Origin of the sequence: Dactylosporangium sp. NPDC051485, from assembly GCF_040682015.1 — a bacterium.
Classification (GTDB): domain Bacteria; phylum Actinomycetota; class Actinomycetes; order Mycobacteriales; family Micromonosporaceae; genus Dactylosporangium.
This window is the reverse complement of record NZ_JBFAZW010000020.1, coordinates 58026-81368: the sequence shown is the minus strand read 5'-3', so window position 1 is coordinate 81368 and position 23343 is coordinate 58026. Positions and strand designations below refer to the sequence as shown.

Sequence of the window (23343 nt, the reverse complement as noted above, 5' to 3'; positions counted from 1 at the left end):
TTGCCCTCTCTCGACCAGAGACGGACCGGCAATGGCCAGGCACGGACGCACGGCGGCATCCGAACATGATCAGCAGCGCCGAGCGCTGGTGGACGCGGGCCCAGGGAAACTGGACTGTTGCGGCATTGTCATACGGTGTCGTGATTTTCGCCGTAATTGTCATGAACAATGGCGCGGTGATCAGGACGGCGTCACGGCGGCATCAGTCGGGCGTATTCCAGCGGACGCCGGCCAAGGTCGCCGCTCCGTGGCGGCGGGCGCTGCTCGCGCCCAGTGCCCGGGCCGGTTCGCTCCTGCTGCTCGCGCCCGCCCTGCCGGTCCTCGTCGTGACCGGCTGGCTGCTCGTTGCGGTGCCCTTGGCGGCTCTCGGCGGCTTTCACCCGTGGACGGTGCTGCCCGCGGCCGCGGTCGTGGTGACCCTCCTGCTGCGCTGGGCGTGGCCGCGGCTGCGCGCCGAGCGGGCGCGGCCGGTCCCATGGTGGGTGCTTGCCGCGACGCTGCTCGTGGCGGCGGGGTTCCTCGCCCTCACCGTGACGACGCACAGCCAGCAGGCGGTCCTGCATCGCGACGCCGGCACGTATGCCCAGATCGGCTTGTGGCTCAGCGGACATCCGGGTCTCACGACGCCGGTGCCGGCAGAGGCGTACGGCTCGGCGGCGGACGTGGTCAATTTCGCGCACCCGGGGTTCTACGTCCAGGACGGCCAGATCGTGCCGCAGTTCATGACCGGCTGGCCGACGATGCTTGCGGCCGGCTATTGGGCGGGCGGCTGGACCGGAATCTTCGTGCTGCCGGGGATCATTGGCGCCTGCGCCGTGCTGGCGGTCGCCGGGCTGGCGGCGCGGCTGTGCGGGCCGCGGTGGGCGCCGTTCGCCGCGGTGCTGCTGGCCGCGGCGTGGCCGATGCTGCGGGTCAGCCAGACAACCTATTCGGAGCCGTTGGCGTGCCTGATGCTCGCCGGTGGCCTGCATCTCCTCGCCGCCGGCTGGTCGACCAGCGCTTCGGCGCGGGGACGCGCGTCGGCCGTCGTGCTGCTGGGCCTGGCCGGGCTGGTGCTGTCCGCCGGTGAGCTCGTCCGGCTGGACATGGGCGTGGACTTCGCGCTGGTGCTGCCCGCGATCGGTTGGTGGTGGCTGCGGCGTCGGCCCGGCGCGCTGGCGTTCGCGGCCGGGGCGTTGCTCGGCGGAGGCCTCGGCTACCTCGACTGCCGGTATGTGACCTTGCCGTACATCGAGGTGAACTGGTCGTCGGTCCGGCTCATGCTCGCACTGCTGGCGGCGGCGGTGTTCGGCACCCTCGTCGGAGTCGTTTTCCTGCGCCGCCGACCACTGCGGCTGGCGCCGGCCCGGCGCCGCACGCTCGCCCGGGCTACGGCGGTCGCGGTGGTGATCGGCGGGGTACTGCTGGCGGCCCGGCCCCTGCTGTACGTCGACCATTCCATCACCGCCCCGGGCACGATGGAGTATGTCGCCTCGCACCAGGACGCGTTCGGCCTGCCCGTCGACGGCAGCCGCGGCTACGCCGAGCAGAGCCTGGACTGGGTGGCCTGGTACGTCGGCTGGCCGGCGGTGGCACTCGCGGGCGCCGGGCTCGCGGCCGCGGCCGCCGGCGCCGTCCGGGGCCGTGGCTGGCGGCTGATGCCGGTACTGCTGGTCTACGGCGGTTCGGGACTCGCCTCACTGCTGCGCCCCGCGATCACTCCTGACCATCCGTGGGCGGACCGGCGCCTGGTGGTCGAGGTGCTGCCCGCGGTGGTGATCTTTGCGACCTTCGCGTTGGCCCGGTTCGTGCCCGTGCTGCGATCCGCGTCGTGGCCGGGGTCGTCCACGGTGGCGCCGGTGATGCTCGTGCTCGCCGGTGTGGCGCCGGCCATCGCGATCTCCGTGCCGTTGGCGCCGCAGCGCACCGAACTCGGCGAGCCGGCGGCGGCCGCGGCCGTGTGCCGGGCGCTACGCCCGGACGACGCCGTGATCATGATCGACACCCAGTGGGCGCCCACGGTACGCAACGAATGTGGTCTGCCGGTCGCGGCTCTTGCGGACCCGACGGTCGAGCGGCTGCAGGCGGTGGTCACGGCGGTGCGGCGGACCGGGCACGACCCGGTGCTGATGTCCTCGTCGACGCTGCCGCTACTGCCGTACGGCCAGCCGCTGGAACGGGTCGTGTACCAGGACGAGCGGGAGGACCAGCATCAGCTGGTGGTCCGCCCGACCGGGACCGACCCCCGCCGGTTGGAGTGCTGGCTGGTGCGGCCGTGAACACCCCGGCCGACCGCGGCTCCCGCCCGCTCGACGTCCACGCCGCCGATGACGTCCCCGGCAGGCAACGTCACGACGCGCCCGGCGAACCGTTCGTCGTCTTGTTCGGCACGTACGACACGGCCACGCACCCGCGGGTGCTCGTACTGGCGCAGGGACTGCGGGCGTTGGGTGCGACCGTCGTCGAGTGCAACGCGCCCCTCGGCATCGGCACCGCCGAGCGGGTCGCGGCGCTGCGCCAGCCGTGGCGCGCGATCCCGTTGTCCGTCCGGCTCGGCCGCCGCTGGTGGCGCCTGGCCCGGGCCGCCCGCGCGCTACGCCCCGGCCGCGGTGGCCCGGACGTTGACGCCGTGGTCGTCGGTTACCTCGGCCTGTTCGACATCCATCTGGCGCGGCTGTTGTTTCGCAGCGTTCCGCTCGTGCTGGACCACATGGCGCCGGCCGGGGACACCGCGGCCGACCGGCGGCTCGGCGGAGGCGGGCGGCGCCGGCTGCTGCGTGCCGTGGACCGGGCCGCAACGGCGCGCGCTGACGTGGTCGTCGCCGACACCAGCGAGCATCGCGATGCCCTGCCGGGCCCAGTCCGATCGCGTACCGTGATCTGTCCGGTCGGCGCGGCGGATGCCTGGTTCGCCGCGGGCGCCGCCGCGTCGCCGCCCGATGCCGATGGCCCGTTGCGGGTGGTTTTTTTCGGGCTGTACACGCCGCTGCAGGGTGCCCCGGTGATCGGCGCTGCCGCCGCGCTGCTGGCCGGCCGGCCGGTCCAGTTCACGATGATCGGGCATGGGCAGGACGAGGCGGCCACCCGGCGGGCCGCGGCAGGCGCGGACGTCCGGTGGTGCTCGTGGGCCGGCGCGGCCGAGCTGCCCGCCCTGGTCGCCGGGCACGACGTGTGCCTGGGCATTTTCGGCACCGGCGCGAAGGCGGCGCGGGTCGTGCCGAACAAGATCTTTCAGGGCGCGGCCGCCGGTTGCGCCATCGTCACGTCGGGCTCCGCCCCGCAGCGGCGGGCCTTCGGTACCGCTGCGGTGTTTGTGCCTCCCGGCGACCCGGCCGCGCTCGCCGCGGCGCTGGACCGCCTCGCCAGCGACCGGGTCGAGCTGGCCCGGATGCGCGCGGCCGGTCGCGACCTCGCGCAGCGTGACTTCACCCCCGCCCGTGCCGCGGCCCCGCTGTGGCCCTGGATCACTGGAGCAACGACGATCACTGGAGCAGCGACGTGATGGAGCTGGACCGCACCGCGCCGCTGTCGCTCAACGCGTGGCTGCGCCTCGACGTCGTGGCCCGGCTGCTGCCGCCGCAGGCCACCGACGTGCTCGAGATCGGTTGCGGGCAGGGTGGCTTCGCGGTGCGGCTGGCTCAGCGCTACCGGTACACCGGGATCGAGCCCGACCCGGCGTCGTTCGCGGTCGCCGAGCACCGACTCGCGGGCGCCGGCACGGTGGCGAACATCCGCCTCGAGGAACTCCCGCCGGCCCGCTTCGACGTGGTGTGCGCGTTTGAAGTCCTCGAGCACCTCGACGACGACACCGCGGCGGTTGCCGCCTGGGCCGGGCGGCTGCGCGCCGGCGGCCTGCTCATGGTGTCCGTACCCGCCTACCAGCAGCGCTTCGGTCCCGCCGATCAGCTCGTCGGGCACGTGCGCCGCTACGACCCGGCGCACCTGCGAGCGCTGCTCACCGGGGCGGGACTGGAAAACGTGGAGCTCCTGCACTACGGGATGCCGCTGGGGTACGTCCTCGAAGCCGGCCGCAACATCATCGCCCGTCGACGCCTGCACCACGCCGGCGACGTTCCGACGGCGCAGCGCACAGCCGCCTCGGGCCGGCTGCTGCAGCCGGCCCGGCCGCTGCGAGGCCTGGCGCACCGCTGGGCCACGGCACCGTTCCGCCTGCTGCAGCGCGCGACGCCGGGCCGGGGCCCCGGACTCATTGCTGTGGCTACCGCACCGACGCCCGCCGCCGGAGGGGGATCGACGGCGGGCGTCAGGCGTCCGGGCGGGACCGGACGATGAGATCGGCCAGCAGTGCCAGCGAGCCGATGATGAGCCCACCCAGGAACACCATCACGGTGTTGTTGGCCAGCCGTACCGGGTGGACGATCACGTCGAGCACACTCTTCACCGCGCCGATGCCCAGCAACAGCAGGGCAACCGGCATCAGCGCCTTGAGCGGGTTGAAGTACATGACCATCCGCAGCACCTGCAGCAGGTACCGGTAGGCGTCACGGACGAACCGGAACTTGGAGCGCCCGGCGCGCTTGGCGTAGTCGATCGGCACGTACGCGATCGGGTGCTGATTGGACAGGAAGGCAAGCGTGATCGTGGTGACGCAGGAGAACCCGGGCGGCAACAGCCGCAGGTACGGTGCGGCCACGCTGCGGCGAAACGCCCGCAACCCGGAGTTGAGGTCCGGGATCGGCTGCCCCACCAGCCACTCGGCGATCTTTCGTATCGTCCACTTCGCCGGGACCCGCAGGAGCCGATGACTGCCCTGCTCCGACGTACGGGCGCCGACAACCTGGTCGACGGAGCGGTCGTCGAGCAGGCGGCGTACCAGCTCCGGAATCCGCTCGTTCGGGTACGACAGGTCCGCGTCGGTCCACACCACGATCTCGCCATGGGCCAGCCGCGATCCGAGCCGCCGGACGGTGCCGGCCCCGCCGTTGCGCGGCATCGCGATCACCTGCACGTGCGGCAGCGCCGCCTGCGCCAGATGTAACACGTCGAGGGTTTCATCGGTCGAGCCGTCGTCGATGGCAAGCAGCTCGTAGGTCAGGCCGTCGTGGTCCATCGCGGCGCAAATCCGGTCCAGCTCAGCCCGCACGTGCGCGGCCTCGTTGAAGCACGGCAGGACGATACTCACGACAGGCGGCGCCGACGCGTTGCCCGTCTCGAGTCCGGCGGGGGCAGGGTCGTGCAGTAACTGCTGCCCCCTTGCGGTCCCGAACTCGTGCCGAAGACCTGTGCGGGGCAACCCCGTCCGCTCAACCTCCACCGACCAGCAACTCCTCTACACACCTGACCCACCAGGTGCTGTCCGACTTACCGCCCGCGTTAGGCTCTCCCCCAGACTTGGCGAACGCATCGCAACGACATGACAGTTCCATGACTCTTCGTACGGCGTCGCGCCGGACGGATCGGGCCAACATCGCCATCGACAGGCGTCGATGCTACGAACCGGTCGCCTGCCGGTCGACACGGCGCGGCTGGGGCTGGCCGACCCCAACCGGGCACCCGCTCTCGGCTGCTCGGCACTGACCCCGCAGGGCCGGCGATGCTGCGCCGGCCCCCATGCCGTCGACCGGCCCGGTGCCGGTGCTCCAGCCGCACTTCTGTGCTGAATATTGGCGAGGAGAACTACGCCGGCGACGGGGTCCGCTGCCGCTGGGCGCGTCGCTGGGCGTGCCTGAGCGACTCGATCAGCACCGACTTCACCGATTCCCGGTCGCGGGCGTCGCACAGGATGACCGGCACGTCCGGCTCGAGGTCGAGCGCGATGCGGACCTCATCGGGCTGGTAGCGCCGGGCACCGTCGAAGCAGTTCACGCCGACGACGAACGGCATGCCGCGCTGCTCGAAGTAGTCGATCGACGGGAAGCTGTCGTCGAGCCTGCGGGTGTCGGCCAGCACGACCGCGCCGATCGCGCCTGTCGACAGCTCGTCCCACACGAACAGGAACCGGTCCTGGCCCGGGGTGCCGAAGAGGTACAGCACCAGATGGCTGCTGATGGTGATCCGGCCGAAGTCCATGGCGACGGTGGTGGTGGTCTTCTTGGCCACGCCGTCGAGGTTGTCGATGCCGATGCTGGCCTCGGTGAGGGTCTCCTCGGTCCGCAGCGGCTTGATCTCGCTGATGGCGCCGACCAGCGTCGTCTTGCCCACGCCGAAGCCGCCGGCAATGAGCAGCTTCGTGGCCTTGGGCACGGACAGGCCGTTGGACACGTCAGAGTCGCCGGATGCCATTGATCACCGCTTCGAAAAGGTCGTCGCCGGGAGGGTTGGTCACCGGATCCGGGTTGCTGGCCACGATGAGGACCCGGCTGAGCAGGTCGCCGAGCAGGACCCGGACCGTGCCCACCGGGAGGTTGAGGTTGGCGGACAGCTCCGCCACGGAGGTCGGCTGCTGGCACAGCTGGACGATCGCCTCGTGCTCGGGGCCGAGGCCGACGTCGACCGGGGACATGGCGCGGACCGTCATGACGATGGTGATGAGGTCGAAGTTGCCGCTGGTGGGCTGGGTCCGGCCGCGAGTCATGGCGTAGGGACGCACGACCGGGCCGGCGTCCGCGTCGACCCACACCTCGTCGGGCTCGTCGGAGTGGTTGGGTTCCATCGTCGCGCGCTACCCCCCGCTGATCGGGCTGGCGTAGTTGCGTGGCCGGGTCGCCAGGTGCTCGGAGACCCGCTTGACCAGCATCCCCATCTCGTAGGCGACCAGACCCAGGTCGGTGTCCGGCCCGCTGATCACCGCGAGGCAGGTGCCATGCCCGGCCCCGGTCACGAAGACGTACCCGTCCTCGAACTCGAGTACCGTCTGGCGCAGGTCGCCGATCTCGAAGTGCGTGCCGACGCCGCGGGCCAGGCTCTGCAGTCCGGAGGCGACGGCGGAGAGGCGCTCGGCGTCGTCGCGCTGCATGACTTTCGACGCCGCTATGGCCAGACCGTCAGCCGAGAGCACGACAGCATGCCGCAGATCCGTCACCCGGTCGACCAGGTCTTGCATCAACCAGGTCAGATCGACGGTAGTGCTCGATTCCTGCCCCACTATGGTCCCTTTCTCGACTTCGAGTCGCTGATCGTTCATGACTGCTCAGTCGGCGGCCCGGCCGGTCCGCCACCCGCCTGCCGGGCCTGTTGGGAGCCCTGTTGGAAGGCGGACATCCGCGCGCGGGCCCGCTCAGGGGACACCGGCGGTGCGGCGGCGGGCGGCGCGGCCGGTGGTTCGGGCAGGGGCTGCACTGGCTTGCGGGATCTGCGGGGCAGGCCGGTCACCTGCCTCGGCTGCGAAGGCTCCACGGCCGGCTCCGGTGTGTCGAGAGGTACTGCCGCGGCGGCCCCCGGCTCGGCCCGCCCCACGACGCTGTTGTCGGTGGGCTCGCCCTCCCCTGGCCGCGACATCACGGCGACGGCGGCATGCCGCGGCTCCCGGACGTAGCTCGGCGGCGGTTCGATGCCCTGGGCCGCCTGCTGGGCGGGCACCATCGGCGCGGCGGCACTGCCGTTGACCGGTGCCTCGTCGGCGGGAACGGTGGCCCCGTCGGATTGGCTGACGATCAGCGCGGAGGGGATCAGCACGATCGCGGTCGTGCCGCCGTATGGGGACCGGCGCAGATGGACGCGAATGTCGTGCCGCTCGGCCAGCCGGCCGACCACGAAGAGCCCCAGCCGGATGTTGCCGGACAGCTGGAACTCCGGTGGGTTGCGCACCTGCTCGTTGGCGGCCGCCAGCGCGGCGTCGCCCATGCCGAGGCCCCGGTCCTCGATCTCGACCACGTAGCCGTTGCTCACGACCTGCCCGCCGATCTGCACCACGGTGTGCGGCGGCGAGAACGAGGTGGCGTTCTCAACGAGCTCGGCCAGCAGGTGGATGACGTCACCCACCGCCCGGCCGATGACGCCGGCCGACGGTACCGACGCGACGTTGACCCGGGCGTAGTCCTCGATCTCGGCCGTTGCCGCACGGATGACGTCGATCATCGGGACCGGCCGGCGCCAGGCGCGGCCCGGCGTGCCGCCGGACAGCACGATGAGGTTCTCGGCGTGGCGGCGCATGCGGGTGGCCAGGTGGTCGACCCGGAACAGCGCGTCGAGGTCGGCGGCGTCGGTCTCCTCGCGCTCCATCGCGTCGAGCATCTTCAGCTGCCGGTGGATGAGGCCCTGCGAGCGCCGCGCGATGCTGACGAAGACGTCACGCACGCTGTTGCGCAGCTCGGCCTGCTCGACGGCGGCGCGGATGGCGTTCTCCTGCACGGCGTTGAACGCCTGACCCACCTGGCCGATCTCGTCGGAGCCGAACTCCAGCGGCGGCGCCTCGGCCCGCACGTCGACCCGCTCGCCGCGACGGAGCTTGTCCATCACCGCCGGCAGTCGCACGTTGGCCAGGTCGTTCGCGGCGTCGCGCAGCCGGACCAGCTGGGCGAGCAGCTTCCGCGCGGTGGTGATCGAGATGACGATCGACGCGACAACCGCGCCGAGCCCGAGACCGGCCGCGAGCAGCAGGCGGACGAAGACCCAGATCGCGACCGGCGTGGATCGATCGACGATGTCTTTACCGCCGACGACCACGACGTTGTGCAGGTCGACGAGGGCGGGGTCGACCGTGGCCCGCCATTCGTCCTTGGTGGTCGGCGGTTTCGCGCCCGGACGCGTGTCACGAATGACGTGATCCTCGACGGCCCGGAGGCTCGTGAAGGACTTGCCGCTGCTCATCTCGTTGTACCGGACCTGGTCGGCGCTCGACAGCCGAACCGCCGTATCGCCGGCGAGGAACCGTTGCGCGCCGACGATCTGCACGAACCGCGCGTGATCGTCGGCCGTCAAGCTGCCGGCCGCGAGGGCCCCCGTCAACAGGGCGTCCTCCTGGCTGATCAGCTCCCAGGTCTGGTTGAGCCGGATCAGCGAGGCCGCGTCGGCGGAGATCCCCTTGTCATCCAGGCCGCCCAGCGAGTCGTACACCTCGAAGAACGACGCGACCAGCCCGGTGAACGAGTTCGCCGCGTCGGCACGGTCGATGGTGCGGGCGTCGATCGAGGCCCGGGTGGCGGCCAGTCCGTCCAGGCCGGCGACGATCTTGTCGACGCGCCGCCGCAGCTCCACATCCCCCGAGGGGTCGGCCTGCCAGCCCTGCACCGACTGCTTGAACGCCGCGCTGGCCTGATCAGTGCTCTGCCGTGCGGCGCTCAGGTCCTGCCGCTGCCGATCGCTGGGATCACCGAGGTAGGCCGTCGAGAGCCGCCGCTCGGTCTGCAGGTCTCTGAGCAACGGCTCGCTCGGCTGGTAGATGTTGCTGTTATGGGATTGAACCCAGAACAGGTTCAATCCCTCCCGCAGCGTCACCCACGCAGCGAACGCCCACAGACAGGCCAATGAAACCAGGAGTGCGGCAATTTTCGCACGGAGATTCGTGCTGCGAGAACCCATTACACTATCCACCGCGGGGCTTGGGGGCAGAATGTCATCGGCTATTCGGTGAGAGTCAATCGCGTTTGCAAGCTCTCAGCCTCGTAGACAACGGGCACCGTATCAGCGTTCGACCACTCCCTCAAAGTTATGCAGGTCAGCGCATGTTTACTCCTACCGGGGCGCAGCATTGTTGCCAAACGCCGCCGATGCTGATCTTGTCTGGGCCAGGTGCTCCGCGGCGATCGTTGCGGCGCGAACGATCGCTTCGGGCAGATAGAGTTCTTTGCCGTACCACAGCGGGGGGTCGGTCCGTCGACCGGAGGCCTGTCGCAGGAATGCAGAACCCTGCCGCGTGGCCTCGTCGATCGCGCGACGGGCGGGATTGCCCGTGACGATCAGTACCTGGATGGCGTAGGCCGTCTCCTCCGCGGTACCGGACCATCGGCCCCACGACCCGTCGGGGCGCTGCGTCGCCAGGACCCAGTCCACGGCCGCGCTGACCGCATCGAGCGCCGCCGGCCCGCGGCCGTACTGGTGCAGCGCGAGCGCGCAGCACGCCGTCGCGTAGTACGGCGAGGCGTGCCATCGATCGCGCCACGATCCGTCCGCCTCCTGGTGGCCGGACAGCGTCACCGACAGTTTGTCCAGCACCGCGGGATATCGCGGTGACGCGTCGGCACCTGTGGCCATGTGGTGCCCGAAAGCATCCAATACATGGGCATTGGTGGAGACCGAGAAACCGTCCTCACCGGGCCAGGTGCAAAAGCCGGCTTCCGTCTCGAAATGCCACAGGCTGTCGGGAGCGATGGGCCGGCCGAGCTTGGCCAGCGCGTACAACGTCACGGAGGTGGTGTCCGCGTCGGCGGGAAGTCCGGCACCTGAGGCAGCGCCGGCCGGCTCCACGGCGGCCGACAGCTCGTCGAGCAGCGCCGGCGGCACGGTGAGCGGCACGCCGGCGCGCGTCAGCGAGCTGAGCACCCAGGCCCGCTCGAACACGGTGATCGGGAGTGGACACGGCACCGGCCCGTCCTGCTGGCCGACGACGTGTTCCAGGAACTGCGTCGCGGGCCCGGCCGGCCCGCCGAGCCACGCTGCGGTGGCCGCGGGCGAGGCGCCGACCACACCGGGCGGAACCGGGGCCATGCCGGGCGCGCCTGCCGCCCCGCTGCCCAGCACCTCCACGAAATGCAGCAGCTTCGGCGGCAGCTGGGTCCCGGCCGCGAGCCGCTGGCGGACCGCGGCGAGGCGCGTCCCGCTCATGCCCGGGGGCAAGCCGAGGCGGCGGTCGTCCCACCGCGCATCAAGTTTCCTGATCGACGCGTCGCGGAACCCGTCCAGCCGCTCGTTGATCGAGGCCACCAGCGCCGGCACGATGAGGTCGATCGCCGGCGTGTCCGGAATCGACAGCGTGCCCGCCGGCAGCCAGCCGAACAGCGCCTGCAGCCCTCGATCGACCGCGCGGGCCAGGTCCGCCTCGCGGCTGCGGCCCGGCGGCTGCGCATCAGGCCGGCCGAGCGTGCCGAGCAGGGCGTCGACCGCGCTCAATGTCGGCACGAGGGCGTAACCCTCCGGAGGCCCCCAGCCACCGTCGGGCCGCTGGTTGTCCAGCAGGTACTGCACCCGCCGGTCGTGTCCGGTCAGCCACGGGGCCACGGCCACGAGTCGCCCCGTCTCATAGACCGACGGGCCGACCCGTCCCCAGGGATCGAGCGCCACCTGGGCGACCAGGTCATGCGCCGATGCGGCAAGGCCGGCGTCCGCCACGGTGCCAGGCGTTGCGACCTTGTCGATGTCCTCGATCGTCATGCATCACCCCAGAAGTCCGTGACCCGATAGAACCCGCTCGTGAAGCCGATCTGCCGCGCCAGATAGACGACCTGCTGGGGGCAGCTCGCCTCCAACGGGTGCAGCAGGTCCTGGCAGCGGTCGACCAGCGCGGCGATGCGCCCCGACACGTCACCGCGGTCGGCCCACATGAGGGCGTTGAGGTCACCCGAAGCCTCGTCGCGCTGGTGCGTGGCGAGGTCGTTGACGAGGCGCAGTACACGTTGTGCCTCGCGACCGGCCTCGATCAGCTCGTCGAGCCGGTCCAGGCAGGCCCGGTCACCGGTGAACAGCCAGTGCGTGACGTTGACGAACGACAGTCCCGTGTTGTCGGCGTTGTCGAGGTACTCGTCGAACGTCGGCCCGGGCGCCCCGCCGGCGAGGGCCGGCCGCCACTGCCGCTCCCGGGCCATGGCCGACAACATCCGTTCGACCTCGTCGCGCCAGAGCAGGCGTCCGGCCGGGAACGAGGGCGCCGTCGCCAGCCGATCCCGGATCTCGGCCAGGAAACGCCCGAGCGGGCTGGCGGCCGTAGCCGCAACGCCATCCGCGACGGCGAGGCAGTCGGCGACGATGGCCGCCACCTCCTCGGCCGAGGTCTCCGCCCAGTCCATCCGCCAGTCCGCCGCGAAGACCCACAGCGAAGCCCAGTTCGCCAGCTGCAGCTGCTCGACCGTGCACCACGGCGCACCGAACGCGGTGGCGTGGGCAACGGCGCTGAAGAGCGCCGGGTCGAACGTCTTGGCCGCGAACAGTTCGTGGTGCGCGGCGGCGCGCCCTTGGAGATCACGCTGGCCGGCGGCGGCCAAGGCACAGATCCGGCCGTGCTCCGACCCCACCAGGATCTCGTCACGGCCGGTGAGCTGCGTGCGCATCCGCGCCCCTCAGCGCGTGCGGGAGCGGTCGACGGGCGTCAGCTCCAACTGCGCGGTGTTGCGTGGCCGCAGCGAGGCGCCCATCCGCGGCGCGAGGTCGGCCTTGCCGCGCAACTGGATCCGGAACCGGCTCAGGAGCGTCGCAATGATCAGCGGCGCCTCCAGGAGGAACAGGTGCTGACCGAGACACTGGTGCGGGCCGCCGCCGAACGGAAAGTAGGAGTACCGGAACTGACGTCGCGGTGCGGTGGGAGCGAACCGCTCCGGGTCGAAGATGTCCGGGTCATCCCAGTACGCCGCCATCCGCTGGGTGACGTACGGACTGACGAGGATCGTCGCACCACTCGTGATCTGCGTGCCGCCGAGGGTCTCGCCTTCCACGGCCGTCCGCGGGATCATCCAGCCGGCCGGGTACAGGCGCAGCAGCTCGTCCAGGACCATCCGGGTGTACCGAAGCTCAGCCAGGTGCGATCGCTGGACGGGACCGTCGCCCACCACCTGGTCGACCTCGTCTTGCAGCCGCGCCGACACCTCGGGATACGTCTGGAGCACGGGCCACAACCAGGACAGCACCGCGATGGTGGTCTCCGTCGACGTCGAGAACATCGCCACGACGTCGTCCCGAATCTGCCGCTCGCTGATCTCCTGGCCGTCGACGACGCGCGACCGGCACAAGGTGGACACGATGTCCTGGTCGTCGCCCGGTCGTTCCCGGGCCTCGCGGATGATCGGGAGCACCACGTCGTCGATGGTCCGCACCGCGCCGCGGAACGCGCGATCGCCCGGCATGGGAATCGCGTAGGGCATGAACGGCACAAGAAGCCGGGGAACCATCGCCGTCGCGATCGTGCCCAGCGCAGAGACGACCCGCAGCGCGTCCGGAACCGCAATCTTGTCCCCGAACAGCACCCGCATCGTGGCTTGGCACACGATCCGGGCCAGTGCGTCGCTGGCGTCGACCGCCCGGCCCGCCCTGGCGGGCTCGTCCAGCACGTCGACCGCCTCGCCGATCGCGGCGGCCATCCCGTCGACCATCGTCTCGACCCGCTTCGCCGTGAACAGCGGCTGCAGGACGCCCCGGCTGGACTCCCACAACGGCCCCTCGACGACGAGGATCGCCTCCCCGACCGCCCGGCGTACCGGCCGCCAGAGCAGCCCCTTGCCGTCACGCACGTAGTTGGCGGCGTTGTCTTTCAGCACATGCTGCAAATGTTCGGGATGCGTCACCAGGTAGGGGCGGAAAGTGCCTAGATTAAGACGCACGACCCCTCCGCCGGCCTCATCGGCGAAGCCGACTAACGCCTCCAGCGGATCGCGGACGAACCGTGGCACCACGCGGTGCAACGGTACGGAGCCGGCCGTGCTGGTCGTGACCTCCTGTACGGAGGACATAATGCACCCCCAAAGCCAGGGCTCGCGGAACCCGGACCCACAGCAGTACGAGCGTCCTGCTTGCGCTCGATCCTCTCATCCGCGGGACGCCCGGGGTGGGAGTGATCTTATTCTATGTACATCTTTCGCTGTAGTTGTGTGTTCTTGCACGCCACATAACTGAGCGTGCTGGCGCGCTACCATCTCTCAACTGCCAGTTCGGCCGAACCCGCGCAGTGGCCGCCACAATCAGCAACCTGACCGCGCCGGGGAGACGACTCGAAACTCGTGTGATGCCTGACACGATGCGCACGGATGAGCCCTGGTCACGCAGGTTCCCGGTGCACCCGGCATGCGATCATGACTGCCGTACGCCCAATATCGCGAATCACCTCCTCCTACGCGCCGGACTTCCTGCTCGGGGGCGGCAGGATCGACGTCGCCGACGACGTCCCGGCCTTGGCAGTCCGGGCGCTGGACCGGATCGCCGGCGACGACTCGGAATGGCGTGAGCTCTGGGACGAGTCCGGGGAAGGCGCGGCGGCCCTTCAGCAGATCCGCACAACCATCGACGCCGCCCCGGGCAACCGGTAAGCGCCGGGATCGCTGATCGTCCACTATGGACGCAGCTTGGCCATGGGTCGCGCTTTCACCGCATCGGCCAGTAGTGCCCGGCTGGTGTCCAGGGCCGGTATCCGACCGCGACCTGTGCTCTCAGCCCGGCGTCGCCGGAAGCCAGTGCTCCGGCATCGAGATGTCCGGGGCGGACCGGACAACCTTGCCCACCGCCAGCACCTCGGCTTCGGTCGCGCCGCGGGACGTCGTCATGGCCAGGGTCAGCTCGCCGAACTCCGGCAGTTGCAGCTGCACTCCGTCCTCGACGGGCACCAACGCCGCCGGCCAGCCGGCCACCTTGCGGTCCGGCGCAGCGTCTTCGTCGTCCTTCGTGCGCGGCTCCCGTTTCACGACGATCATCATGATGCGGTGCGCCGTGCCGGTTTGGCTGTAGGTGATGGTCGCGCCGTCCAGGGACGCCCGCTGCTGTTCGGGCAGCAACCGCAGCGAGACGTCGCAGTCCTCCACGGCGTAGCCGGTCGGCAAGGCGACGGGCGCGGCCGGCACGGCGCAGTGCGTGCGACGGTCGAGGCGGACGTGCTCGGCCAACTCCATGGCGAGTGCATCGCTGCCGGCGGTCACGTGCATCCACACCCCGGCGCCGTCGGCGATCTCCCACACCACCCGGTGGAAGTCGCCGGAGCGGTACAGTGTCGCCGTGCGCTGCCCCACGGTGAGCGCCTGCGTCGATTCCGCGGGTTCGATCGGCGTCGGCTTGTCCAGCAACTGCAGCTGGGCGCTGGCCCCCCGATCGTCTTGGAGCCGCAGCTCCGGCTCCAGCCCGAACCGCGCGTCGTACAGGTCGTACGCGGCAGGGATCGCATCGAGTGCGAACGGCAGCTCGTCCGGGTCGCCGGCGGTCACCTCGGCGCGGCTCGGCAAGCGAGACGCGTCGGTCGTGGGCAGCCCGGGAACGCCGGGCACGACGACGAGCGGGGAAACACCGACCGGCAGCGACGGCTCGCCGCCGGTCTGGTACCGCGCGATACCGACGATCAGGGCACCGGTCACCACCACCGCGGTACACCCGGTCACGAATCGGCGCGTCACCATTCGGCGCCGGCCTCGCTTGACGGCCCGCTCCGCCAGAACGGTCAGGTCCGCCCGGCTTTCGGCCCGCTCACGGAGGGTCTCGGTCAGCAGTTCGTCGATCACGTCGCGCTCCTACAGGTCGAGGTGCTCGGTGCCGGGAAATGTCCCCGCAAGGTCGCCAGTCCGCGCATGGCATGGGTCCGGACGGTCACCGTGGAACAGGACAGGATCTCGGCGATCGCCGCGTCGCTGAGGTCCTCGTAGTACCGCAGAACCAGGACCGCGCGCTGTTTCGGCGGCAGCGTGCTCACGAGACGCCACATCGCGTCCCGGTCGGCCACGGCCTGCTCGTGGTCACCGCCGCCACCACGGTCGGGGACGGTATCGACCGCCACCTCCCGGTTGGTCAGCCGCCGCCACCACGAGATGTTCGCGTTGACGAGCATGCGGCGCACGTACACGTCGGGGCGTTCGGCAGTGCTGATCCGATGCCACTTCGCATATGCGCTGACCAACACCTCCTGCAGAAGGTCCTCAGCCCGGTGCGGGTCGCCGGTCAGCAGGCAGGCAAGCCGCATCAGCGCGGGCCCGCGGGCATACACGTACTCGTGGAAGTCCATCTTCCGAACAGACGCATCCAGTCGCCGAGTCCGTTGACCCATCACGCCCGCGTTTCGCGGGCCCGGGCGTGATCCCGGTGCACCCTCATGCTGGGCCTCGATCGCCCTCGATTCGCATCATGCCGGGGATGTCTGCTGCTGCGTGTCACTCGCCGGGGTGAAGTGCCGCGTTCGCGGCGTGCCGATGCTGAGCAGTTCCGTCGCGGAACAGCAGCGCCGATCGCCAGGCGCAGCGCGCGAGGCTACTACCGTCCTGCGGCCCGCGTATCGCGCCGAGGCCCGTAAGCCCACCGGGCCGGATCTCGGCGCTTGTATCCTCTGCTGGCTGGCCGGACTTGACGCATTGGAGGTACGGACAATATGGGCACCAGCTACCAAAACCTGATGGTGGTCGGGGATCTCGCTGACGTGGTAGGCGCCCTGGCCGACCTCGGAGCCGACGCGTGGGTACTGCCCGCCGCGTCGGGACGTGCGGCGGTGCTGCCGCGCGAGGGTCCGCACAACCACGCTGACGCCGACGGCCTGGCCAGGGCGATCAGCGCAACGCTGCATACGGCCGCCATGAGCAACGTGGTCTTCGACTCGGACGTGGTGCTCATCAACATCTACCGTAACGGCAACCGTGTCCACGAGTACGTGTCCGAGCGGGAAATGCTTGTCGACTGGTTCATCGACGAAAACGACGAGCCCAAGTTCCGGCTCGGGGGTGTCGAGTATCCAGCCGACGCGGAGTACCCCAAGGGTCCCGGGGGTGCCAACCCGCAGATCTTCGCGCCTTTGGGCGTGGGACCGATGGACCTGGATCGGCTCGGCGCCACGTTGCGCGGCGACTTCGGCACCGATGGGCAAGTCTTCGCCGAGTTCCAGCATCGGCTGATCATGAAAGCGTTGAACCTCGACCCGACTGGGCTCACGACGGCCTTCCGGTGGGCTCGGCCGGAAGACCTGCCAGGAGCGGTACGGGTCAAGCCCGCCGATCGCGCACCGCGGCTCCCCGCGGGCTGGACGTCGGTCAAGGTGGCGCTGGTCGCAGGGTTACCGCCAGACGCCGACCAGGTCGCGGTCGGGCAGTTCCTCGCCGACGCGGTGGCCAGCGCACCGCTTCCCATGCGGGCGATCGTCGGCTGCGCCGGTGTGCTGCACGGTCCGGCCGGTGGCGCCGAGATCTTCATGGCCCAAGCGCGCATACGGTCCCGCACGGCGGCGTACTACATCGAGCTTCAAAGTTCGGGCGCAGATCAGCGGCAGGTTCTGGACGCTGCTCGGCGGGTGTGGACGCAGGCCTTGAGTGATCGGTACGGGTCGGCCGCCCACCAGGCACTCGAGCTGATCAGCCTGACGGAGGAGCAATTCGACCTGGGCTTCGGGCGAGCTACCGACTACTGCTCCACCACCTGACACGTTGAGTGGTCCCGGACTGCATTGGTGTGCGCACATGCCGCGATCCACGCGCATGCAGCGTCACGCAACCAGATCGAGTTGACGCTCCGGCCGTGCTTGACCACGTCCCGATGGCCCACTGTCCGGTCGCGAATGAGACAGCCTGATCGACTCATGGCCCCTTTCTGACGTATTGAGTTTCCCACCTCTCATAGGGGCCGCTCCGAAGCTCAGACCGCCGCGGCCGCCGCGCCGCAGGGCCGGAACCGGGCCAGGTACGCCAGGCTCGGCCCGCACCGCTCGGCGAGGTGCAGCCCCTGCCCGTCGGCCAGCCGGTGCAGCCGCCCGAACGGGATCCAATGCCGGTCGAAGAACTCGCCGACCACCAGCCGCCCGCCCGGCTTCAGCGCCCGCGCCGCCGCGCTGAGCACCCGGGCCGGCTCCGGCATCTCCCCGAGCGCGGTCACCAGGTAGACGGCGTCGAACACGCCGTCGTCGAAGGGCAGCTCCCGCGCGTCCGAGCAGTGCGGCACAATCGCTGCCGCCGCGTTCCCGCCCGCCGCGTTCCTACCCGCTTGCACCTCCTCCTTCGCCCGGCGCATCACGTGGTCGAGCATCTCCTGCTGCACGTCCACGATGTCCAGGCGCCCGTCCGGACCGAGCTGCGGCGCAACGTGCAGCGCCTGCAGACCGGTGCCCGGACCGAGTTCCAGCATCCGTTCACCTGTCCGCGGACGGAGCACCGCGTCCAGATCGGTCAGCCCCAGGAAGGGCAGCTCCAGATCCAACAGGCGACGCTGTGAATACGGATACGGTGCGCGGTCGCTGAACCACCATGCACCCGCAGCGACAACGGCGGCTCCGGTGGTGGCGGCGAGGACGGTCTTGCGCGAGGGACGGCTGATGAGCGGCATCGGTCTTCTCTTCTCGGTGACGCGCGACAGGGCGCGGACGGAACGGATACGCGGCGGCCGGTCAGCCGCGCGGGAACGGGGTGCGCAGGACGCGCGCGGCGAGCACGGCGCAGACCAGCGCGATCGGGATCTCGGCGAAGACCGCCATGACGATCGCAGTGGCCAGGTCCGGGCCGGGCGCCGCCGAGGTGACGTCGAACCAGGCGTCCACGAGCAGCAGCACCGCGGTGCCGACCGCGGTCAGCACGCACCGGTTGTCCCGCCGCAGCAGGAACCGGCCGGTGGCGAACAGCGCCAGCGCCTCGCAGCCGTCCAGGCCGACCCAGGCGAGCGACCAGTGCGCGTCCCGCGCGCTGGCCGGCAGGGTGACCGAGAGGTAGAACACCCACGGGATCATCGCGAGCCCGGCCAGCACGAAGGCGGCACCGAGCGCGCTCGGCCGGCGTCCGCCGGGGCGGTCGGCGCGGGCGTCCGGACGCCCGGGCCCCGGCCGGGGCCCGGGCTCGGACCCGATCCGGCCGAGGACGCGGTCGAGGCGGTCCGTGACGGCGAGCATGGCGGTCGTCCCCTCTCGGCCCGGCGCCGGCGTCTGGTGGTGCGCCGGGCACGATCACCACTCTGGCCGCCGCGGCCCGGCGAATCAGTAGTGTGGCTTTCCGTTCCGGGGGTGGTGCCAGGTACAGGCCGAAGCGGGCGCCAGCGCCATGGAACGCCGGTCACCTGGTCGAATACCGTAGAGACCATGAACCGCGTCCTGGCGCCGATCGGCCGCTTCCTGCTGGCGCCCTGGCGCGGGCGGGCGTGGCGCGACCTGTGGTTCGTGATCCTCTCCTCGGCGCTGAGCCTGCTGCCGCTGGGTCTGATCGGGCTGCCGTGGGCGTTCTTCGCCCCCATCTACCTGCCGTCGATCCTCGCCTGCGCCTTCCTCCCGCTGCTGGCGGCGGTGCTGCTGGGCCCGCAGCTCACGACGCTGCGCCGGTCCGCGTACTACAAGATCCGGGGCGCCCAGATCCCCCGAGCCCCGCACACGGCCCGGGAGGCGGCGTCCGCGGACGCGCCGTTCCTCCCGCGGATGCGCGCGCGGCTGCGCCACCCGCGCACCTGGCGGCAGGCCTGCTACCACCTGATCGCGGGACCGGCGGCCAACCTGGTCGGCGTGATCGCGGGCACCGTGTGGGTCAGCGGGCTCATCTGCTTCGGCTGGTTGAGCGCGGCGATCGCCTTCGGCCCGAACTGGAAGTGGCTGTCCATGGCGACGTCCCTGGCGCTTTGGAGGGCGCTCGTGTGCCTGGTAGTGGTCTACCTCACGCCCTGGCTGGTCATGGCCTCGGTGCGCTGGGATCTGAAGTTCGCCACCGACCTGCTCGGCCCCAGCCGGGCGGAGCGGCTGGCCCGCCGGGTGACCGACCTGACCGAGAGCCGGGCCGCGGTGGTGGACGCCGCCGACGCCGAGCGCCGCCGGATCGAGCGCGACCTGCACGACGGCGCCCAGCAGCGGCTGGTGTCCCTGGCGATGAACCTGGGCCTGGCCCGGACGACCCTGAAGGACCTGCCCGAGGACGCCCGGACCGCACTGGCCGAGGCGCACGAGGAGGCCAAGGAGGCCCTGGGCGAGCTGCGCAACCTCGTCCGCGGCCTGCACCCGGTGGTCCTCGACGACCGCGGCCTGGACGCGGCGCTCTCCGGCATCGCGGCCCGCTCCCCGGTGCCGGTGCGGTTGGCGGTGGACGTGCCCCGGCGGGTCCCGCCGACGGTCGAGGCGGTGGCGTACTTCATGGTCTCGGAGGCCCTGGCCAACGTGGCCAAGCACGCCCAGGCGTCCGCAGCCCGGGTGGACGTGTGGCTGGACGGCGCCCTGCTGCGGCTGTCCGTCGCGGACGACGGGATCGGCGGCGCCGACGCCGCCCGCGGCTCCGGGCTGACCGGCCTGGCGCAGCGCGCGGCCTCGGTGGACGGCAGGTTCGAGATAGTCAGCCCGGTCGGCGGGCCGACCACGATAATGGTGGAGCTTCCGTGCGAACTGTGATCGCCGAGGACTCGGTGCTGCTGCGCGCCGGGCTGACCAAGCTGCTGGAGACGACCGGCTTCGAGGTGGCCGCCGCGGTGGACGACGCCGCCGGGCTGCTGGCCGCGGTGGAGCGGCACCGCCCGGAACTGGTGATCGCGGACGTGCGGATGCCGCCGACCTTCACCGACGAGGGGATCCGCGCCGCCCTGGTGGTGCGGCGGCAGTGGCCCGAGGTGGCGATCATGGTGCTGTCCCAGTACGTCGAGGAGCGCTACGCCGCCGACCTGCTCTCCACGAGCACCACCGGCGTCGGCTACCTGCTCAAGGACCGGGTCGCGGACGTGGACGTCTTCCTGGAGTCGCTGCGCCGGGTGGCCGCGGGCGGCACCGCGCTGGACCCCGAGGTGGTGGCGCAGCTGCTGGTGCGGCGGCAGAACACCCCGCTGGACCGGCTCACCGGGCGGGAGCGGGAGGTGCTCGGGCTGATGGCCGAGGGGCGGTCCAACGCCGGGATCGCGGAGAAGCTCGTGGTCAGTGAGAGCGCCGTGGCCAAGCACATCAACAGCATCTTCACCAAGCTCGACCTGCCCGCCTCGGAGGGCGATCACCGGCGGGTCCTGGCCGTGCTGCGATTCCTGGAGAGCGCGTCGCCGACCGTGTGAAGCGTGAGGCGCCCGGCCCCCGCGCCGCGGCGCGGGGGCCAGAACCGCAGGTGGATCCCCCACCTGCGGTTCTCTCGTTTCTCCGGCGCGCTGCGGGGATTCGCATGATGCCTCGCGGCGCCTCGTGGTGCCGTGCGGCATCAACTGGTGCGGATCACCCGATGTCGAGCCTGAGTAGCACTCGCGCTGCGCGGGTGGTCAGGCGGCCGCCGTGCTCGCGTTAGCTATTGCGCAGGATCCGGTATCCGAGTGCGGGCGAGAGCCGCATGACCGCCGGCAGAAGCTTGGCTTTGCCGACATAGATCTCGGTCGAGCCGCAACGGATGCCGGTGAGCACTGCGGCAGCAGCGTCGGCCGCGCTGATCTTGCCTCGGCCACGCCCTCGGGTCATGTCTGTGTCGACGATTGGCAGTACCACGTCGATCACCCGGACGTGCGGCGCAGCATCCTGGCACTGGTAGCGCAGTGCGCGGGTGAAGACACGCACTCCCGCCTTGGTGGCGCAGTACACCGGTGCGGAGCGCTTGGGGGTCACCGCCAATCCGGAGGTGATGTTCACGATCGCGGCGGCGGGCTGCCGGCGCAGGCGCGGCAACAGGCCGGTCGAGAGCGCTATGACAGCGTCGAGGTTAATGGCGACCTCGCGGCGAAGGGCGGCCCGCGTGGCCTGCGGACCGTCCCCGAGGAAGTCGGTGAGTGTCTGCACACCAGCATTGTTGATCACGATCGAGAGCTGGGGATGTCGATCAGTGAGCTCGCGCGTGAAGATGTCGACCGCGTCAGGGTCGGCAAGGTCGACGGCCCAGGGCGTGACGCGGCCGGGGTAATCGGAGGCGAGCGACTCGAGGCGGCCGTGCTCGCGTCCGGCTGCCACCACGTGCGCACCAGATTCGATGAACTGGCGGGTGAGTTCCCGCCCGATGCCGCGGGTTGCGCCCGTCACGAGGATAGTTTTGCCGACAAGGTTCATGCTTGTGCCGCTTTCAATAGTCGATCGGCGCCGTGGCCGAGGTGGGAATGCCGCTCAGCGGGCGAGCTGGCGAACGCCGATCGGTATGCCAACGGCGTCATGGCGGTCCGGCGTTTGAAGTCGCGGCTGAAATGCGGCTGGTCGGCGTAGCCGGATGCGAAGCCGACGATGCTGAGCGGGTGCTCGCTATTCATGAGAAGGTCTGCGGCCGCTTCGGCCCGCGTTGCGCTCAGTAGCGCGTTGAACCCGCCTTCGGCACGCAAGCGCCGCTGGAGGCTACGCGTGGAAGTGGCAAGCTCGGCCGCGAGGCCACCCAGCGTCCAGCGGCGGCCGAGATCGCTGGCGAGGATGCGACGTGCGTGCGAAGCCGCATCGGTGACGGCCGGATGCACCTTCGATGCGAGCGATGACCAGGTGAAATGCCAGAGTGCGGTACCGTGGCCGGGAGGTGGCGCCATGAAGACACCCTTGGCGAACACCACCGGAGCACTGTCAGTACCCAGCCTGACCGTGACTGCCTGGCCGCCAATCGCCGCGGTCAAGGCCGCCAACACGCCGAGGATCAGCGCATCCTCAGCAGGCTCAGGCGGTGCTGCGGGCGGTCCGACATGCTCGGCGATGAGGTACTTCGGGCCCGCCTCACGAATCACGACGCGGTGGCGCGAGTGGGTGAAGCGTTCCAGCCGGCTCCATCGGGCGAAGAGATCGTGGGGGGTGCCGGAAGCCAGGAGAGCTGAGATGGCCGGATCAGGCGGTAGCTCCGCCAGGAACAGGCCCACCCGCAACAGCGGCAGCAGGCCATGCTCCTCCGATACGCTCGCTAGGGTCCGCCGCTTGGCCTCCAACGGCAGCAGCGCGCCACTCAGCGCGGGCACGACAACCGGTATTCCATCCCCGGCAAGCGCCCGCTGCACTGCCGCCACCAGCACCGCGCTTGCGAATTCCTCCACAGCCCCTCCGTCCAACGCTGTCAGGGAACGCTACGTCCATTGCCACGGGGCCGTCTTGAACGAGGACGCCAGGAAGCAGCGGTGGGCAGCCGATGAGTGCGAATGTGATCATGCCGGGAACGGGGAACACGACGAGCGCGTCGGATCGAGCGTGAAGCGACTTCTTCTCGTGGTGCTGCTTGTCGGCGTCTGGTCCGGCACGAATGGGTGCGGCACGTCAGGCACCGGCGGCCAGCCGGCACCGGGCGCTGCTCCCCTGCGGGGTTTCGGTGTTGACGTGGACCAGGCGATCTCGGCCCGGGTGCCGCAGGTGCACCTGCAAACCTGCGGTACGTGGGGCTGCGCCGAGCAGGACGTGCCGCTGCTGATCGCCGGTCCGACGAGCACGGCGCCCTGCCCGGGGGCGTCGACGGGTCCCGACGCGGTGGCGTGCGGGCCGGTGCAGCTGCCAGGGCCGGGGCCAGGGTACGGCTACGCGCCAGTGCCGCAGTTGACCCTCGACCCTGTGACCGTGATCGTGACGACGCCGACAGGCGCGCCGATGCCGATCTCCGCGGAGGTACGGGTACAGCCGCGCCTGATCTGCCCGAACTCCGGCGCCGAGCAGAGCGCGTGCGCGGGCGGCACGCCCCAGGCGCGCCTGCGCATCGCCGCGGACGGCACGGTCAACCAAACGGCCTGATCGGATGCCACGCCGGCGAGGCGGGACAACGCGGTCAGTAACCCGGCGTGCGCCACCGT

General features: G+C 70.8%; 22 protein-coding genes. 8 read left to right on the top strand and 14 right to left on the bottom strand.

From position 1 onward, the window contains the following. Window positions 1–176 precede the first annotated feature (176 nt). The 3 genes from AB0M46_RS14285 to AB0M46_RS14275 are packed head-to-tail and all read left to right on the top strand — an operon-like array spanning window position 177 to window position 4272. The gene (locus tag AB0M46_RS14285) at window positions 177–2258 is read left to right on the top strand and encodes a hypothetical protein (protein ID WP_363335899.1); all 2082 of its coding nucleotides are present in this window, start codon (window positions 177–179) and stop codon (window positions 2256–2258) included. Next, window positions 2255–3481, top strand: coding sequence for a glycosyltransferase (locus tag AB0M46_RS14280; RefSeq protein ID WP_363335897.1), 1227 nt, complete (start codon window positions 2255–2257; stop codon window positions 3479–3481). The genes AB0M46_RS14285 and AB0M46_RS14280 overlap by 4 nt, the downstream gene beginning before the upstream one ends. Further along, a complete protein-coding gene (locus AB0M46_RS14275; RefSeq protein WP_363335992.1) occupies window positions 3481–4272 on the top strand; it encodes a class I SAM-dependent methyltransferase in 792 nt (263 codons plus the stop codon). The genes AB0M46_RS14280 and AB0M46_RS14275 overlap by 1 nt, the downstream gene beginning before the upstream one ends. On the opposite strand, the gene AB0M46_RS14270 is transcribed toward AB0M46_RS14275, so the two are convergent. The 8 genes from AB0M46_RS14270 to AB0M46_RS14235 all read right to left on the bottom strand — a co-directional run bounded on the left by AB0M46_RS14270 (window position 4244) and on the right by AB0M46_RS14235 (window position 13415). Beyond that, complete coding sequence (locus tag AB0M46_RS14270) at window positions 4244–5122, bottom strand: glycosyltransferase family 2 protein (protein WP_363335895.1); 879 nt, start codon at window positions 5120–5122, stop codon at window positions 4244–4246. The genes AB0M46_RS14275 and AB0M46_RS14270 overlap by 29 nt on opposite strands. A gap of 494 nt (window positions 5123–5616) precedes the next feature. Then, the gene (locus AB0M46_RS14265; RefSeq protein WP_363335893.1) at window positions 5617–6222 is read right to left on the bottom strand and encodes an ATP/GTP-binding protein; all 606 of its coding nucleotides are present in this window, start codon (window positions 6220–6222) and stop codon (window positions 5617–5619) included. Further along, entirely contained in the window at window positions 6203–6592 is a 390-nt protein-coding gene (locus AB0M46_RS14260) for a DUF742 domain-containing protein (protein ID WP_363335891.1), read from the bottom strand. Before AB0M46_RS14260 ends, AB0M46_RS14265 begins: the two co-directional genes overlap by 20 nt. Window positions 6593–6601: 9 nt before the next feature. After that, entirely contained in the window at window positions 6602–6982 is a 381-nt protein-coding gene (locus tag AB0M46_RS14255; protein WP_363335990.1) for a roadblock/LC7 domain-containing protein, read from the bottom strand. Between the two features lie 77 nt (window positions 6983–7059). Then, entirely contained in the window at window positions 7060–9315 is a 2256-nt protein-coding gene (locus AB0M46_RS14250) for a nitrate- and nitrite sensing domain-containing protein (protein ID WP_363335889.1), read from the bottom strand. Window positions 9316–9552: 237 nt separating this feature from the next. Beyond that, a complete protein-coding gene (locus AB0M46_RS14245; RefSeq protein WP_363335887.1) occupies window positions 9553–11187 on the bottom strand; it encodes a prenyltransferase/squalene oxidase repeat-containing protein in 1635 nt (544 codons plus the stop codon). Next, window positions 11184–12080 carry a terpene synthase family protein gene (locus AB0M46_RS14240; protein ID WP_363335886.1) on the bottom strand — a complete coding sequence of 299 codons (897 nt, stop codon included), beginning with the start codon at window positions 12078–12080 and terminating at the stop codon, window positions 11184–11186. The genes AB0M46_RS14245 and AB0M46_RS14240 overlap by 4 nt, the downstream gene beginning before the upstream one ends. Window positions 12081–12089: 9 nt before the next feature. Further along, on the bottom strand, window positions 12090–13415 hold the full coding sequence (locus tag AB0M46_RS14235) for a cytochrome P450 (protein ID WP_363335884.1): 1326 nt from the start codon (window positions 13413–13415) through the stop codon (window positions 12090–12092). Between the two features lie 396 nt (window positions 13416–13811). Here AB0M46_RS14235 and AB0M46_RS14230 point away from each other — a divergent pair, with 396 nt between their 5' ends. Then, window positions 13812–14045, top strand: a complete 234-nt coding sequence (locus AB0M46_RS14230; protein WP_363335882.1) for a DUF4259 domain-containing protein — start codon at window positions 13812–13814, stop codon at window positions 14043–14045. A gap of 120 nt (window positions 14046–14165) precedes the next feature. On the opposite strand, the gene AB0M46_RS14225 is transcribed toward AB0M46_RS14230, so the two are convergent. Next, complete coding sequence (locus tag AB0M46_RS14225) at window positions 14166–15221, bottom strand: hypothetical protein (RefSeq protein ID WP_363335880.1); 1056 nt, start codon at window positions 15219–15221, stop codon at window positions 14166–14168. After that, a complete protein-coding gene (locus tag AB0M46_RS14220) occupies window positions 15218–15718 on the bottom strand; it encodes a SigE family RNA polymerase sigma factor (protein WP_363335879.1) in 501 nt (166 codons plus the stop codon). The genes AB0M46_RS14225 and AB0M46_RS14220 overlap by 4 nt, the downstream gene beginning before the upstream one ends. A gap of 360 nt (window positions 15719–16078) precedes the next feature. Between AB0M46_RS14220 and AB0M46_RS14215 the strand changes: the two genes are divergently transcribed. Then, window positions 16079–17116, top strand: a complete 1038-nt coding sequence (locus AB0M46_RS14215) for a hypothetical protein (RefSeq protein ID WP_363335877.1) — start codon at window positions 16079–16081, stop codon at window positions 17114–17116. A 212-nt stretch (window positions 17117–17328) separates the two neighbouring features. Here the strand turns inward: AB0M46_RS14215 and AB0M46_RS14210 are convergent, their stop codons facing one another. Both AB0M46_RS14210 and AB0M46_RS14205 read right to left on the bottom strand, forming a co-directional pair. Beyond that, window positions 17329–17886 carry a methyltransferase domain-containing protein gene (locus AB0M46_RS14210; RefSeq protein ID WP_363335875.1) on the bottom strand — a complete coding sequence of 186 codons (558 nt, stop codon included), beginning with the start codon at window positions 17884–17886 and terminating at the stop codon, window positions 17329–17331. Window positions 17887–18073: 187 nt separating this feature from the next. After that, complete coding sequence (locus AB0M46_RS14205) at window positions 18074–18568, bottom strand: hypothetical protein (RefSeq protein ID WP_363335874.1); 495 nt, start codon at window positions 18566–18568, stop codon at window positions 18074–18076. 186 nt (window positions 18569–18754) lie between these two features. Here AB0M46_RS14205 and AB0M46_RS14200 point away from each other — a divergent pair, with 186 nt between their 5' ends. Beyond that, complete coding sequence (locus AB0M46_RS14200) at window positions 18755–20038, top strand: histidine kinase (RefSeq protein ID WP_363335872.1); 1284 nt, start codon at window positions 18755–18757, stop codon at window positions 20036–20038. Next, window positions 20026–20682, top strand: coding sequence for a response regulator transcription factor (locus tag AB0M46_RS14195; RefSeq protein ID WP_214408707.1), 657 nt, complete (start codon window positions 20026–20028; stop codon window positions 20680–20682). The genes AB0M46_RS14200 and AB0M46_RS14195 overlap by 13 nt, the downstream gene beginning before the upstream one ends. A 220-nt stretch (window positions 20683–20902) precedes the next feature. Here the strand turns inward: AB0M46_RS14195 and AB0M46_RS14190 are convergent, their stop codons facing one another. Continuing rightward, window positions 20903–21652 (bottom strand): SDR family NAD(P)-dependent oxidoreductase, encoded by a 750-nt coding sequence (locus AB0M46_RS14190; protein WP_363335870.1) that lies wholly within the window; start codon window positions 21650–21652, stop codon window positions 20903–20905. Further along, window positions 21649–22602 carry a helix-turn-helix transcriptional regulator gene (locus AB0M46_RS14185; protein WP_363335868.1) on the bottom strand — a complete coding sequence of 318 codons (954 nt, stop codon included), beginning with the start codon at window positions 22600–22602 and terminating at the stop codon, window positions 21649–21651. Before AB0M46_RS14185 ends, AB0M46_RS14190 begins: the two co-directional genes overlap by 4 nt. A 55-nt stretch (window positions 22603–22657) precedes the next feature. Here AB0M46_RS14185 and AB0M46_RS14180 point away from each other — a divergent pair, with 55 nt between their 5' ends. Further along, the gene (locus AB0M46_RS14180; RefSeq protein WP_363335866.1) at window positions 22658–23284 is read left to right on the top strand and encodes a hypothetical protein; all 627 of its coding nucleotides are present in this window, start codon (window positions 22658–22660) and stop codon (window positions 23282–23284) included. Window positions 23285–23343 lie beyond the last annotated feature (59 nt).